Below are 13705 nucleotides of genomic sequence, written 5' to 3'. Positions count from 1 at the left end.
CGTGCGCGCAACTACTTCTCAAGTTGAACTTCCATGTTAGTAGGCAACATTTATTTTTAGGAGGAATGAGAAATGAAATTTTCAGAACAAATTAGGCAAGAAGCAGACCATATTTGGGAAGCAAGCTTTAACCATCCGTTTGTAACAGGACTTGCTGATGGTCGTTTATCGCTAGAGTCATTCAAATATTATGTGATGCAAGATGCGTACTACTTAAGTCATTTCGCGAGAGTGCAAGCATATGCAGGTGCAAAAGCATTTGATTTATATACAACTTCCAGATTAGCAGCACACGCTCAAGGAACATATGAGGCAGAATTATCCCTACACGAAAACTTCTCAAAACGTCTAGGTATTACGGAGGATGAGAGAAAAAAATTTAAACCAGCACCAACGGCATACGCTTATACATCTCATATGTATCGGGCTGTATTATCTGGTGGTATTGGCGAGGTAATTGCTGCACTATTACCATGCTATTGGTTATATTACGAGATTGGTGAAAGATTAAGGGGCTCAACTCCTGAGGAACCAATTTACCAAGAGTGGATTGCAGCTTATGGTGGCGACTGGTTCCGCCAATTAGTAGAAGAGCAGATTGCAAGATTAGATGAATTAGCAGAAAAAGCATCTGTTGAAGAGCGTGAAAGAATGAAAGAACACTTTATGTTGAGCAGTCAATATGAGTATAGCTTTTGGGAAATGGCTTACACATTAGAGCAGTGGCCAGTTCGACCTAACAAAGTAAACGCGTAAGAGAGAGGACAAAGAAGATGAAAAATAAAGGCTTAAAACTAACCGATATTTTAGTAACTATCTTAATCGCAATTGTGTTCGGGATTATTTATAAACTATGGGGAACTGTCTATGACTTTGTCGGATTAACAGGTATGCAAGTACAGGAACTTACGTATGGAATGTGGTTTATCGCTGCAACAGTTGCCTATTTGATTATAAGAAAAGCTGGAGTAGCGTTTTTAGCGGAAGTTGCTGCTGCATCTGGTGAATTTATTGTTGGCTCTCAATTTGGTGTAGAAGTGTTAGTTTACGGAGTACTTCAAGGTTTATTTGCTGAGCTAGTGTTTATGGCATTCCGTTACAAACGTTTCGACTTACTAGTCGTTTCTCTTGCTGGAATTGGCTCTGCATTTGGCTCTTTTGTGATGGATATTTACAGAGGTTATCTATTCGATCTAGAAGCATGGAATTTAATGCTAAAGGTTACATTCCGCCTAATTGGCTCTGTCTTGTTCGCTGGCGTCCTAGCTTATGTCATTGTAAAAGCTCTAGAAAAGACAGGAGTTACAAACTTACTTCGCCCTGCAAGCAAAGAAGATTACGATTCTTTAAGTAAATAACTATAATAAAGTTTTGTGTTGATATTTAATTACGTTATAGCTGTTGATTTTCTTGCAGGGGGAGACTCCTCGAAAATGCATACGCATTTTCTTACGAAGGATGTATCGCTCTGTAGCCTTCCTTGTCCAGCGGGAGACGGGAGACCCCACAGGCGCTTGCGCCGAGGGAGTAGGTTTTTTCACGATAGTGAAAATAACCTTCCTTTTTACCGCCCGCGGAAAGCGAAGCCTTGCACGGAAATAAACAGCGGTCTTTCATAACATAGCCAAGTAAATAAATTGACTCAAATAAAGGAGTTATCATGATAAAAGCAAAAAACATACGATTGAAATATCCAGGTGGAGAAAGACTTTTTAATGACCTTTCCTTTACATGTGATGAAGGTGAAAAAATACTACTCCTAGGACCATCAGGATGTGGAAAGTCAACGCTTTTACAAGTATTGTCTGGTTTAATACCTGAAGCAATCGACGTACCTATGATTGCAGAAGAATTACAATTACCTGAATCTTGGGGCTATGTGTTCCAAGACCCAGATACACAATTTTGTATGCCATATGTCGATGAGGAACTTGCATTTGTGTTAGAAAATTTAGCTGTTCCTCGGGAGCAGATGGATGAAAAAATAACAGAGCTAATTCAGATAGTTGGCTTACACTTACAGTCACCACATACGAAAATTAATGAACTTTCTGGTGGTATGAAGCAAAGATTAGCGATAGCATCCGTTTTGGCTATGCAACCAGATGTATTGTTTTTAGATGAGCCAACCGCCATGCTCGACCCACAAGGAACAAAAGAATTATGGGAAACGATGAAAAAGGTTGGACAGGACAAAACGGTTATTATAGTAGAACACAAGCTAGATCATTTATTAGATTTTGTAAATAGAGTGGTCATATTTCAAGAAGATGGTACGATACTAGCGGATGGGAAAACAGATGTGATTTTTCATGATTATAAAGAAAAATTAAAAGAATTTGGTATATGGTACCCAGGTGTGTGGAAAGAATTTGCTGAAAACAATTCAAAACCAACTGCTAAGCCATTCCAAAAGGATGTACTAGTTTCGATCGATCAGCTACTAGGATTTAGAGGAAAAGTAGAAAAGATTAAAGTGGAACAAGCAAACATTCATAAAGGTGAATGGATCACGATTATTGGAGAGAATGGCGCTGGAAAAAGCACGTTGTTAGAATCTATCATGGGTTTATTGAAAACACAAGGGGATTGTATTATTCATTCAAATAACTCCAATCCGCAAGGTGGGTTAGCTTTTGTTTTTCAAAACCCGGAGTTTCAGTTTGTTACAAATACTGTGACTGAAGAGATTGCTTACACGTTAAAGATAAATAAAATAGCAGAGGGTGAAACAAAAGCGATAGTTGAGCAATTACTTAGTGAATTTCACTTAAAACATGTAGAAAATAATCATCCATATTCTTTATCAACGGGGCAAAAGAGAAGGTTAAGTGTTGCTTCATCTGTCGTCCATCATCCACAAATACTTTTGTTAGACGAACCGACCTTTGGGCAAGACAGCAAAAATACGTTTTCTATGCTTAAGTGGTTGCAAGAATTAAAAGAGCAAGGTGTTAGTATCGTTATGGTCACGCATGACGAACACATTGTGGAACATTTTGCTGACACTGTATGGGTTGTGGAGAATGGTGTGCTGTCAACGCAACTTCGTAAAGAGGAATATGTCAAAAAGCAAGAAAGGAGAGAACAACATGCAATGGTCGTTGGAAGTTAAAGAAACTTGGTTGCATCGAGTAAATCCAAGTTTCAAATTACTAGGTATGTTGCTATTGTTTTTCTTGGTGGTGTTCATACACAACATTAACATACTACTAAACATGACAATCTTCATGTTAGTTCTTTACTTTTTTGCTACAGGACATTTAACAAAAGTAAAACTTTTACTACTCATTCCTTTCCTATTAATATATCTTTCGGCTATGGCTCCAATGGCGATGTTCGGTAAGGGAGATACAACGTGGCTAAAATTTGGTTTAATACATGTCACGGAAGAAAGTTTTTATAGAGGGATACATTTAGGGTTACGCGCAACTGTATTTGGCGTTTTAGGGTTGCTTTTTGCCCTTACTACAAAACCAGTATTATTGTTTTATTCATTAATGCAGCAGTGTAAGCTACCACCTAAATATGCTTACAGTTTCTTAGCGGCAGTAAGGTTAATTCCCATTATGATAGAAGAGTTTTTAACATTACGTAAAGCGTTGGTCGTTAGAGGTGTAGAGAGTAAAAAAGGAGTAAAGGCAATGTTCTCCAAGTTGCAATTTTATAGTATCCCTTTACTATCACAAAGCATTCGTAGGGCACACAGAATTGCGGTTGCCATGGAAGCAAAAAGATTTTCAAAACAAAAAAAACGTACTTTTTACTACAACGTAACTTTATCAAAAAATGATCTTTTATATGTGTCGACATTTTTTATATTAATTTTTACTTCTTATTATTTGGCAGTTGCTTATCCTTATTTTTCAGTAACCGATGTTCGGTATTAACAGATGGATTGTTTTGAAAAGTAATAGATTTATGGTATACTAAGGTCACAATCTCATAAACATTATCACTAGGGGAGTCTATTGACTGAGATGGAAAGAACGATTTCCAGACCCTTTGAACCTGATCTAGTTAGCACTAGCGTAGGGAAGTGGCCGGACCTTTTCATCTAATCATTTCGATAAGAAGAAATATGTAAAATAAACCACTCACTACGCTAAAAAAGTAGAGAGTGGTTTTTTGTGTTTTAACAACGATGGTAATACTTATTCTAGCATTCTTTTCAGAGGAACCTGTACCAGAATTAATGAAGTTAAAGACGTAATTAAGTTTTTGTTATATGTTTAGTTGATGTTGGCGGAAGGTGTGAGACTCCTAGAAAATGCTTCCGCATTTTCTTCGTGCGATGTAACGCTCCCGCAACCTTCTTTGTCCTGCGGGATAAGCGGAACACGGGAGACCCCACAGGCGCCGTGCGCCGAGGAGGCTCCCGAGACCACCCGCGGAAAACGAGCACCTTCCGCCAACATCAACATTTAGTACTCTTGAAGAGGTAACATTTGAATTTAAAGGAGTAAAGTATGCAACTACATGTCATTTCTGATGGAAAAAAGCAAGTAGACGAACTTGTAAATATCTTTACTAGTATCCATCCACACGTCGATTACATGCACCTAAGAGAAAAGCATAAAACAGCATCCGAGCTTGTGTCCATTGTGGAAAAACTACTCGCACAAGGCGTACCATCACAAAAAATAATCATCAATGACCGATTAGATGTTGCCCATTCCATGAATCTCAAAGGTGCTCAGCTAGCTTATCACAGTGTAGATATTAAACTAGCTAGAAAAGCGTTTCCCAATCTACTGTTAGGATGTTCTATTCATTCATTAGAAGAAGCTATATATGCTGAGCAAAACGGAGCAGATTACCTTCTGTTTGGCCACATATATGAAACAACGTCTAAACAAGGGAAAATTCCAAAAGGATTAGCTCAACTAAAAAAGATAATAAACAATGTGTCCATACCAGTTATTTCTATCGGTGGAATTATACCAGAAAATGTGAAAGATATTCACGACTTAGGCGGTAGTGGTGTGGCGATTATGAGTGGAATAGTAAGTGCTGAAGATGTTGTAGAAGCAGCGAAAACATATCAAACTAGTACGCTAGTAAGATAGGAGGTACATCATGAATAAAAAGTATGACATCATCATTATTGGTGGCGGAGTAAACGGTTGTGCTGCTGCATTTAATTTAAGCAAGTTAGGCTATAAAGTACTTCTTTTAGAAAAAGACCAAATTGGTTCCAAAGCATCCAACGCTGCAGCTGGTATGCTCGGAGCTCAAGTGGAATTAACGGAGGCTGGCCCATTATTTGAATTAGCTCGGTCGAGTAGAAGTAAATTCCCAGCTCTTCAAGAAGAACTAAAAGAATTTAGTGGCATTGATATTGAACTTGTTCAAAAAGGAATGCTGAAAGTTGCCAGAACTGATAAAGAAGTAGTACACCTCAAACAAATAATCGAGGACCAACGTAATCTTGGTGAAGAAACAAGCTGGCTAACAAAAGAAGAAGTTTTAGATAAGGAAAAATCTTTAAGTGACAATGTACTTGGTGCGATGACTATTCCGAATGATGGACATGTAAACCCTATCCATTTAACAGCTGCTTTTTGCAAAAGCGCAATAGCCCTAGGAGCAGATGTAAAGGAATATGTAGAAGCTTACGAATTTCATAGAGAAGGTTCCAAGATAACAGGTGTCGTTACGAATGATGGTGAGTTTAACTCAGAACATGTCATTGTTACTACAGGTGCATGGAGTAAGAGACTTTTAGAACAGTCAGGATTGACAATAAATGCTCATCCTGTAAAGGGAGAATGTATATCTGTCTTAGCAGATAAACCAATCATATCGAGTACGATTTTTGCTACTGGTTGCTACGTTGTACCGAAAAGTGGAAACAGGCTAATAATTGGTGCAACGATGATTCCTAATACATTTTCAGAAAAAGTATCTGTTGGAGGAATGCTTTCACTAATGGAAAAAGCAACTTCGCTTATTCCAGACATTGCTAAGGCAACTTTTGAAAAAAGTTGGGCTGGTATTAGGCCGCAAACAGGTGATGAACTACCATTCTTAGGATTGCATCCACAATTTTCAAATATGATCATCGCAACAGGTCATTACCGAAATGGTATTTTACTAGCACCAATAACTGGGGAAACGATAGCGAATATCGTTAAGGGACATGAACTACCCAAGTATATGGAAGCTTTTAAATTAAATAGATTAACAGTTACTACATAAAGGAGGGGAGCAAATGAAGAAACTTTCTATTAATGGAGAAATAATGGAGCTTCCAAGTGAAGTAACAACTGTAAAACAGCTGCTTGCTCATTTTAAGCTAGATCAAAAAGTAGTTATAGTGGAAAAAAACAAAGAGATTTTACAAAAAGATTCACATGAAATGGAACATGTAAACGATGGAGATCAAATAGAATTAGTACATTTTGTTGGAGGCGGATGATTATGTTAAAAATTGGACCATACGAATTTAAGTCACGTTTATTATTAGGAACTGGGAAGTACCCAAACTTTGATATTCAAAAAGAAGCGGTGGCAGTATCAGAAGCAGATATTTTAACATTTGCTGTTCGTCGAATGAATATTTTTGAAGCAAGCCAACCGAACTTTTTAGAAAAACTAGACTTAGATAGATATACACTTTTACCAAATACGGCTGGAGCTAAAACGGCAGAAGAAGCAGTGCGAATTGCTAAACTAGCAAAAGCATCAGGATTATGCGACATGATTAAAGTCGAAGTTATTGGGTGCTGGAAAACATTGTTACCGGATCCAGTTGAAACATTAAAAGCAACAGAAGAATTAATAAAAGAAGGATTCATCGTTTTACCTTACACTTCAGATGACGTTGTGTTAGCACGAAAATTAGAAGAGTTAGGTTCACATGCCATTATGCCAGGTGCATCTCCAATCGGTTCAGGGCAAGGAATTGTGAATCCGTTAAACTTAAGATTCATCATTGAACAGGCAAATGTACCAGTTATTGTTGATGCTGGAATTGGCTCACCTGCAGATGCTGCTTATGCAATGGAATTAGGAGCAGATGGTGTGTTACTAAATACAGCAGTTTCAGCAGCAAACGATCCAGTGAAAATGGCACATGCTATGAAGCTAGGAATTGAAGCAGGAAGATTAGGTTATGAAGCTGGACGCATGGAGAAAAAACGTTATGCAACAGCGAGTAGCCCAACAGAAGGAATGAGTGTGAGCTAAAATGGAACGTTATTCCCGTCAAATCTTGTTCACACCAATAGGAGAGCAAGGACAAAGAAATATGAGGGAAAAGCATGTATTAGTAATAGGAGCTGGTGCACTCGGTACGGGAAATGCCGAGGCGCTAGTTCGTGCTGGAATTGGAAAGCTCTCGATCGTGGACAGAGACTATGTCGAGTGGAGTAATCTGCAAAGACAGCAATTATATAGTGAAGAAGATGCAAAGGCAAAACTACCGAAAGCGATGGCAGCAAAATCTAGACTAGCAGCAATAAATAGTGAAGTAATAATAGAAGCTCATGTGCTAGATGCTACACCGGATGTAATGGAACAGCTTGCGGATGGAGTGGATTTAATTATTGATGCCACCGATAACTTTGATATCCGCTTTATTATAAATGATATTGCGCATAAGTATAATATTCCTTGGATATATGGTGCTTGTGTTGGAAGCTATGGCCTCTCTTATACAATTATTCCTGGTGAAACTCCTTGTTTACAATGCTTATTAAAAGCAATGCCACTAGGAGGAGCAACATGCGATACAGTTGGAATTATTTCTCCAGCTGTACAAATGGTAGTAGCTCATCAAGTTAGTGAAGCAATGAAATTACTAACTGGTGATAAGGATGCGCTAAGAAATAAGCTAGTATCGTTTGATCTATGGAAAAATCAGTATGTTGCATTAAATGTTTCCGCAATGAAAAGCATTGATTGTCATACATGTGGAGAAACACCTACTTATCCTTATTTAGATTTTGAAAATCAAACGAAAACGGCCGTGCTTTGTGGTAGGGATACTGTTCAAATTCGCCCTGCTAGAGCCGTACAACGTAATTTGGAAGAAGTAGAAAAGGTACTTGCTTCACAAAATGTAAAGGTCGAGCAAAATCCATTTTTATTATCATGTGAACTAGAAGGTCATCGAATTGTACTATTTCAAGACGGCCGCGCTCTCGTTCATGGTACAAAAGAAATAGCCAAAGCAAAAACGCTTTATCATCGTTATTTTGGTGGATAAGAGGAGGAGGTACATGATGGTTTATAAAGCATTAACAATAGCTGGCTCTGATAGTGGTGGTGGAGCAGGTATTCAAGCAGACTTAAAGACTTTTCAAGAGCTAGAAGTGTTCGGGATGTCTGCAATAACTGCTGTTACTGCCCAGAATACTTTAGGTGTTCAAGGTGTTTATCCTCTTCCAATTGAAGCGGTATTAGAGCAAATGAATTCACTAAATGAAGATTTAAAACCGAATGCGTTAAAAACTGGTATGTTATTTAGCAGCGAACTAATTGAAGCTGTTGCTGGCAAGATTAATGAGTTTAACTGGGGTAATGTAGTAGTGGATCCTGTAATGATTGCAAAAGGCGGTGCTCGTCTTTTACAACAAGAAGCGATAAACTCTTTGCGTGACTCATTAATACCTTTAGCTACTTTTATTACGCCAAATATTCCTGAAGCAGAAGTGATAACAGAAATGACACTTGATACTATTGAACAAAGGAAAAAAGCGGCAAAACTTTTACACAAGCTCGGATCAGATTATGTTGTTGTAAAAGGTGGCCATGGTGAAGAAGATGAGTTAGTAGATTTATTTTATGATGGGAATGAGTTTCTTGAGTTAAGAAGTACTCGGATTCATACAAATCATACACATGGAACAGGGTGTACATTTGCAGCAGCCATTACAGCGGAACTTGCAAAAGGAAAGTCTGCCGAGCAAGCAATGAAAACGGCAAAAGAATTTATTCATGCGGCGATAAAGAATGAACTAGGCATTGGCGGTGGCCATGGCCCTACAAACCATTGGGCTTACAAAAAAACGAAGGTGTTATTATGAACGTAACAAAACAACATATGCAAGTTTATTTTGTCATGGGAAGTACCAATTGCTTAAAATCCCCAACAGAGGTTTTGAAGGAAGCTATAGATGGAGGAATTACTTTTTTTCAATTTAGAGAAAAAGGGGAAGGCTCAAAAGTTGGCGAAGAGAAGTTCCAGTTAGCCAAGCAATTAATGGATATTTGTCGAGCGAACCAAGTGCCTTTTGTTGTAAATGATGATATTGATTTAGCTATGCGACTTAACGCTGATGGAGTTCACATTGGACAAGAAGATGGGAATATTGAAGAAGTCCGAAAGTTGATTGGAAATAAAATCTTAGGTGTGTCCACTCATAATGTGGAAGAGGCACAAGAAGCTCAAAAAAAAGGTGCAGATTATATAGGAGTTGGTCCTATGTTTTTCACTTCAACGAAAGAAGATATTGAAGAGGTTAAAGGGCCGAGCGTTATTTCTTCTATTAGAAAAGCAGGAGTAGAGCTACCAATCGTAGGTATCGGTGGAATCTCAACAGAAAACGCTGAAGAAGTTGTTCAAGCTGGGGCAGACGGGGTAGCCGTTATTTCCGCTATATCTAAAGCACTCTCTCCTAATAAAGCAGTTATGGAATTAAAGAAAAAAGTAGCAAAATAACCTAGAGTTATTTTGCTACTTTTATTTGATTTCTTCCATTATTTTTTGCAAGATATAAAGCATCGTCAGCTAATTGATAAAGTCTAAAGTCATCTTTATACCTTGTATTGTATTGAGCAATTCCGAAAGACAGTGTAATGTGGATCTGTTTCCCGTTTTGCAGACGGAATGGAGTAGATTCAATCTTATTTCTGATTTCTTCCATTTTAATGAAGACATCTTTTCGATCATGCCCAATTTGTAAAATCGAAAACTCTTCCCCACCGTTGCGAGATACGATACCATCGTTTACTTCCTCTTTTAATATAGAAGATAAATGTTTTAATACTTCGTCTCCAGCCATATGGCCATATGTATCATTAATTTTTTTAAAATGGTCTAGATCTAATAATGTTAAAACAAACGGAATATTTTCTTCTTTTGCTCTTTGTATATATTGAGTATAAAACTTATGAAATGCTCTAACATTGTATAACTGTGTTAAAGCATCTTTTTTTGCATGTTCTTTATATTTGAAATATAACTCTGTACTTAACCGAATGCTTCTGGCAAACGAAAAAGCAAAAAGCCCACCAATTATAGCAGATAATATGTGTAAGATTGCTGCATCCAAAACTGCTAAATAGTTAGGGGACACAATGTAAAGGGCGATGGAAAAGATAGCTTGGCTATATAAAATTAATAATAACCAAACTTTCCACATTTTCCATTTCACAAACTGTCCAATTAACCCTGAACCAACGCCAATAAGTAACATCATAAATAATGCCACGTGAGAAGAAAAATTAACATCTATTAAATATCTACCAATAATAATGATGATAGACCCTACTAAAGGCGGAATTATTCCCCCATAAAAAGCTACTAATATAATAGGGATATGCCTTAAGTCTAGAATCGTAATCTCGTTAACACTAATTCCATATCGCATAAGAATTATGCCTAGAAAACCTGCAATTACACCATCTATCAACTTGAATTTTATTGGAGATTCAATAGAGAGCCTATTATTCTTAAAGAGAATATGCCAGAAATAGATAAACGTAATTAAAATAGTTATATTGACAAATAAATCACTTATCATTTTGAGTATCCCTTTTTCCTATAATTTTATAGAATGAATGCACGGGTCGTGTTGGGATAAAAGTAAAAAGCCCCGTTTATCAAAATTATACCATAACATTTTTTGAAAAAAGGGGGAATTGCTTACTTTTTTGAGAAAGATAATAAATGATGTATGGTATGATTAGTACAGATTTTTTACATATTAAAGAAAGAGGTATGTGCTCATGAGAAAGATGGCTTTAGAGAATCTAGAAATTAGTTCTAGTAGATTAATTCTTGGATGTATGGGACTAGGTGGGGGATGGGATAACTCTTCCATTACGAAAGAACATATAAAAATAGCAGAAGAAGCGGTAGAGATGGCTCTTTCTACAGGAATTACGATGTTTGACCATGCAGATATTTATACTCGTGGAAAAGCGGAGAGAGTTTTTGGTGAAGTGTTAAAAATTCGTCCTAACTTAAGAGAGCAAATCGAAATACAAAGCAAATGTGGCATTCGTTTTGACGATGACAAAGGTCCTGGTAGATATGATTTTTCCAAAGGGTATATCGTTGATTCAGTAGACGGTATATTAAATAGATTGAACACTGATTACCTAGATATATTTTTATTACATAGACCTGATCCATTATTGGAACCAGAAGAAGTTGCAGAAGCATTCCATCAGTTACGTAATTCTGGGAAAGTGAACCATTTCGGTGTATCAAACATGAATAAATCGCAAATGCAATTACTTGAAGCATACATCGATCAACCTTTAGTTGTGAATCAATTAGAGATGAGCTTAAATAAGTTGGATTGGGTAGATCAAGGAGTACATGTAAACCAAAAGGCTGGGGAATCCACTCATTTTGCAGATGGTTTAATAGAGCACTGTATGTTACACAATGTACAAATTCAAGCATGGTCACCTTTAGCTAAGGGCATTTTCTCAGGAAACAAGATGGATAATATGTCTGATGCAGAAAAAAACACTGCTTTATTAGTAGAAAAAATGGCTGATGAAAAAGAAACATCAAAAGAAGCGATTGTACTTGGATGGTTAATGCGCCACCCTGCAAAAGTTCAGCCAGTCATCGGAACGAGCAACCCTATTCGTATTAAAAACTGTGCAGAAGCCGTTCGTCAATCGGTACTAATGACAAGAGAAGAATGGTACTCACTTTATGTGACTGCAAGAGGGAACAGATTACCATAGAAAAGATAAACCACATCGAGAATTAGATGTGGTTTATTTTTTCTTGAAACTATTATGCTTACCAATCGTATATAAAAACAAAGTGATTTTTTATTCTCTGAAACGAGGTGGCTATTTTGGAACTAATATTTATTGGTCTGATAGCTGTTGTATTTGTATTTGTTATTATAAAATTTTTCTCGAAAAAGAAAAGATATCCGAAATTATCAAAAGAAAATATTCCTTCCAACCTAGGAGTACTAACTAGTGCTCCAGCTGAAAAATTGATTAAACACTTAGAAACAGCACTGGACAAAACATATGTAGAAGATGTGAGGATGCGGTTTTTAGATGAAAATCGTAAAGTGACGGAAGAAGAGTTTGAATGGAGACTATTTGAATTAAAGCGTTATTTTTTGCTTACTAACATTTTAAAAATGACTCCTATGTTCAGTAAAGATATTGATGCTGTATGGCATGAGATGATTATGTTCACACATAAATATGAAAAGTTCTCTAAAGCTTACTTAGGAGTGATGCTACATCATTATCCTAATGTACAATCAAAAGAAGCTGCTCCTCAAGAAAGAGCATTTTTCGATTGGGTATTTTCTAACCTTTTCGAGGTTACGGCTTTTAGTTGGAAAGCTTGGGGAGACTTTTTTCACGGGCCGCTTTCTCCGCAATTGGTACATGAGTTTAAGACGACTTCTAACCAAATGTTAAAAGATAAATATTTTAATGTAAACGAGAAAAATGAAGAGTTGATCGATCACTTGATAGACTCTTTAAGGAAGCAAGCACTAGACTCAGAGAAAGATAAAAGTAACGCAAATTTTGTAAAAAGTAACACTTTTGGAAACTTAACTTCTTCTTCACAAATTATGGTGTTTTACTCTGTATATCAATTTGAAAACTATTGGCTTCACGCGAAAGAATATCTGTATTCGCGAGTTTCCAATTCTACTAGTGGCTGCTCGTATGCCGTATTTTGTGGATCAGCAAGTAGTAATGCAAATAATAACGATGCTGATTCGAGTAGCGGAGGGGACGCTAGTTGCAGTGGGGGAGGATGTTCTTCCTAAGTAGATAGATTATGTAGAGGTCTCCACCTTTTCTGGCTATTATGAAATTAATTCAACTAAATAGCATATAAAAAAGCACAGATTCCAATTTAAAATCTGTGCACTTCCTATTCATTATTCTAATTTCTTGTTAAACTAGCGCTTTACTGTTTGTTAATTAGGTTCATTATAATCTTCTTTAATTAACCCAAAAACAAAATGGTCGACATACCTATCATATAGAAATTCAGAACTCCTTATACAACCTTCTCTTTTGAAGCCAAGTCTTTCGGGAATAGCCTGGCTTTTTAGATTTTCAGTTGCTGCACGGATTTCAATTCTATTTAAGTTCAATTCATTAAAACAGTATTCAATAACCGATTTACAAGCACTGGTCATTAATCCTACACCCTGAAATTCTTCGCCCAACCAATATCCAAGTGAGGTTGATTTATTTGCCCAGTTTATCCCGTGTAAACCTATTACTCCTGCTAATTCACCTTTATACCAAATTCCAGCTTGAAATCCATTATTATTACCTAATTGCTTAATGGTACCTTCAATAAATTCTTTTGAATCTCTTACGTTTTTTGTGAAATCCACCCAAGGCAACCATTCCCTAAGGTAATCTCTTGATTTATCGGTTAACAAGAATAGGTTTTCAGCATGCCTTGGTTCTAGCAAACGCAACTCAGAAGTATCATTAAGTTTAAAATAAAACATATATT

At 36.8% G+C, this 13705-nt stretch carries 15 protein-coding genes and 1 riboswitch; of the genes, 13 read left to right on the top strand and 2 right to left on the bottom strand.

The window, feature by feature from the left end; all coding sequences use genetic code 11:
* Positions 1 to 72 precede the first annotated feature (72 nt).
* From tenA to thiE, 11 genes are all read left to right on the top strand, one after another.
* On the top strand, positions 73 to 756 hold the full coding sequence (tenA, locus tag CDZ92_RS11055) for a thiaminase II (RefSeq protein WP_096155296.1): 684 nt from the start codon (positions 73 to 75) through the stop codon (positions 754 to 756).
* 17 nt (positions 757 to 773) lie between these two features.
* Positions 774 to 1358 (top strand): ECF transporter S component, encoded by a 585-nt coding sequence (locus CDZ92_RS11050; RefSeq protein WP_096155295.1) that lies wholly within the window; start codon positions 774 to 776, stop codon positions 1356 to 1358.
* Positions 1359 to 1660: 302 nt separating this feature from the next.
* Positions 1661 to 3115: an ABC transporter ATP-binding protein gene (locus CDZ92_RS11045; protein ID WP_096155294.1), complete on the top strand. Its 1455-nt coding sequence runs from the start codon at positions 1661 to 1663 to the stop codon at positions 3113 to 3115.
* Complete coding sequence (locus CDZ92_RS11040; RefSeq protein ID WP_096155293.1) at positions 3093 to 3890, top strand: energy-coupling factor transporter transmembrane component T family protein; 798 nt, start codon at positions 3093 to 3095, stop codon at positions 3888 to 3890. Before CDZ92_RS11045 ends, CDZ92_RS11040 begins: the two co-directional genes overlap by 23 nt.
* A 60-nt stretch (positions 3891 to 3950) precedes the next feature.
* Positions 3951 to 4055, top strand: a riboswitch (TPP riboswitch).
* Positions 4056 to 4469: 414 nt separating this feature from the next.
* Positions 4470 to 5069, top strand: coding sequence for a thiazole tautomerase TenI (gene tenI, locus CDZ92_RS11035; RefSeq protein WP_096155292.1), 600 nt, complete (start codon positions 4470 to 4472; stop codon positions 5067 to 5069).
* A 10-nt stretch (positions 5070 to 5079) separates the two neighbouring features.
* Positions 5080 to 6201: a glycine oxidase ThiO gene (thiO, locus tag CDZ92_RS11030; protein WP_096155291.1), complete on the top strand. Its 1122-nt coding sequence runs from the start codon at positions 5080 to 5082 to the stop codon at positions 6199 to 6201.
* Between the two features lie 13 nt (positions 6202 to 6214).
* Positions 6215 to 6421, top strand: a complete 207-nt coding sequence (thiS, locus tag CDZ92_RS11025) for a sulfur carrier protein ThiS (protein ID WP_096155290.1) — start codon at positions 6215 to 6217, stop codon at positions 6419 to 6421.
* Positions 6418 to 7191, top strand: a complete 774-nt coding sequence (locus CDZ92_RS11020; RefSeq protein ID WP_176483754.1) for a thiazole synthase — start codon at positions 6418 to 6420, stop codon at positions 7189 to 7191. The genes thiS and CDZ92_RS11020 overlap by 4 nt, the downstream gene beginning before the upstream one ends.
* 1 nt (position 7192) lies before the next feature.
* Positions 7193 to 8212, top strand: a complete 1020-nt coding sequence (locus CDZ92_RS11015) for a thiazole biosynthesis adenylyltransferase ThiF (protein WP_096155288.1) — start codon at positions 7193 to 7195, stop codon at positions 8210 to 8212.
* Between the two features lie 16 nt (positions 8213 to 8228).
* Positions 8229 to 9032, top strand: coding sequence for a bifunctional hydroxymethylpyrimidine kinase/phosphomethylpyrimidine kinase (gene thiD, locus CDZ92_RS11010; RefSeq protein ID WP_096155287.1), 804 nt, complete (start codon positions 8229 to 8231; stop codon positions 9030 to 9032).
* On the top strand, positions 9029 to 9667 hold the full coding sequence (gene thiE, locus CDZ92_RS11005) for a thiamine phosphate synthase (RefSeq protein WP_096155286.1): 639 nt from the start codon (positions 9029 to 9031) through the stop codon (positions 9665 to 9667). The genes thiD and thiE overlap by 4 nt, the downstream gene beginning before the upstream one ends.
* Positions 9668 to 9674: 7 nt before the next feature.
* Here the strand turns inward: thiE and CDZ92_RS11000 are convergent, their stop codons facing one another.
* Positions 9675 to 10751: a diguanylate cyclase gene (locus CDZ92_RS11000; RefSeq protein ID WP_096155285.1), complete on the bottom strand. Its 1077-nt coding sequence runs from the start codon at positions 10749 to 10751 to the stop codon at positions 9675 to 9677.
* Between the two features lie 205 nt (positions 10752 to 10956).
* Between CDZ92_RS11000 and CDZ92_RS10995 the strand changes: the two genes are divergently transcribed.
* Both CDZ92_RS10995 and CDZ92_RS10990 read left to right on the top strand, forming a co-directional pair.
* Positions 10957 to 11934, top strand: a complete 978-nt coding sequence (locus CDZ92_RS10995; RefSeq protein ID WP_096155284.1) for an aldo/keto reductase — start codon at positions 10957 to 10959, stop codon at positions 11932 to 11934.
* A gap of 116 nt (positions 11935 to 12050) precedes the next feature.
* Positions 12051 to 12998 carry a hypothetical protein gene (locus CDZ92_RS10990; RefSeq protein ID WP_096155283.1) on the top strand — a complete coding sequence of 316 codons (948 nt, stop codon included), beginning with the start codon at positions 12051 to 12053 and terminating at the stop codon, positions 12996 to 12998.
* A 153-nt stretch (positions 12999 to 13151) separates the two neighbouring features.
* Here CDZ92_RS10990 and CDZ92_RS10985 read toward each other — a convergent pair whose 3' ends face one another.
* Positions 13152 to 13700 carry a GNAT family N-acetyltransferase gene (locus tag CDZ92_RS10985; protein ID WP_096155282.1) on the bottom strand — a complete coding sequence of 183 codons (549 nt, stop codon included), beginning with the start codon at positions 13698 to 13700 and terminating at the stop codon, positions 13152 to 13154.
* Between the last annotated feature and the right edge of the window lie 5 nt (positions 13701 to 13705).

Source organism: Bacillus sp. FJAT-45066 (genome assembly GCF_002335755.1).
Classification (GTDB): Bacteria; Bacillota; Bacilli; order Bacillales; family Bacillaceae_I; genus Bacillus_CD; species Bacillus_CD alkalisoli.
This window is presented reverse-complemented; position numbering and strand designations above follow the sequence as displayed.

Excerpts from the sequence above, each read along its gene's own strand:
- CDZ92_RS11050 (WP_096155295.1), top strand. The coding sequence starts at position 774 with ATGAAAAATAAAGGCTTAAAACTAACCGATATTTTAGTAACTATCTTA.
- thiE (WP_096155286.1), top strand. The coding sequence starts at position 9,029 with ATGAACGTAACAAAACAACATATGCAAGTTTATTTTGTCATGGGAAGT.
- CDZ92_RS10985 (WP_096155282.1), bottom strand. The coding sequence starts at position 13,700 with ATGTTTTATTTTAAACTTAATGATACTTCTGAGTTGCGTTTGCTAGAA.
- CDZ92_RS11020 (WP_176483754.1), top strand. The coding sequence starts at position 6,418 with ATGATTATGTTAAAAATTGGACCATACGAATTTAAGTCACGTTTATTA.
- CDZ92_RS10995 (WP_096155284.1), top strand. The coding sequence starts at position 10,957 with ATGAGAAAGATGGCTTTAGAGAATCTAGAAATTAGTTCTAGTAGATTA.
- thiO (WP_096155291.1), top strand. The coding sequence starts at position 5,080 with ATGAATAAAAAGTATGACATCATCATTATTGGTGGCGGAGTAAACGGT.
- tenA (WP_096155296.1), top strand. The coding sequence starts at position 73 with ATGAAATTTTCAGAACAAATTAGGCAAGAAGCAGACCATATTTGGGAA.
- CDZ92_RS11015 (WP_096155288.1), top strand. The coding sequence starts at position 7,193 with ATGGAACGTTATTCCCGTCAAATCTTGTTCACACCAATAGGAGAGCAA.
- thiS (WP_096155290.1), top strand. The coding sequence starts at position 6,215 with ATGAAGAAACTTTCTATTAATGGAGAAATAATGGAGCTTCCAAGTGAA.
- CDZ92_RS11045 (WP_096155294.1), top strand. The coding sequence starts at position 1,661 with ATGATAAAAGCAAAAAACATACGATTGAAATATCCAGGTGGAGAAAGA.
- CDZ92_RS11000 (WP_096155285.1), bottom strand. The coding sequence starts at position 10,751 with ATGATAAGTGATTTATTTGTCAATATAACTATTTTAATTACGTTTATC.
- CDZ92_RS11040 (WP_096155293.1), top strand. The coding sequence starts at position 3,093 with ATGCAATGGTCGTTGGAAGTTAAAGAAACTTGGTTGCATCGAGTAAAT.
- tenI (WP_096155292.1), top strand. The coding sequence starts at position 4,470 with ATGCAACTACATGTCATTTCTGATGGAAAAAAGCAAGTAGACGAACTT.
- thiD (WP_096155287.1), top strand. The coding sequence starts at position 8,229 with ATGGTTTATAAAGCATTAACAATAGCTGGCTCTGATAGTGGTGGTGGA.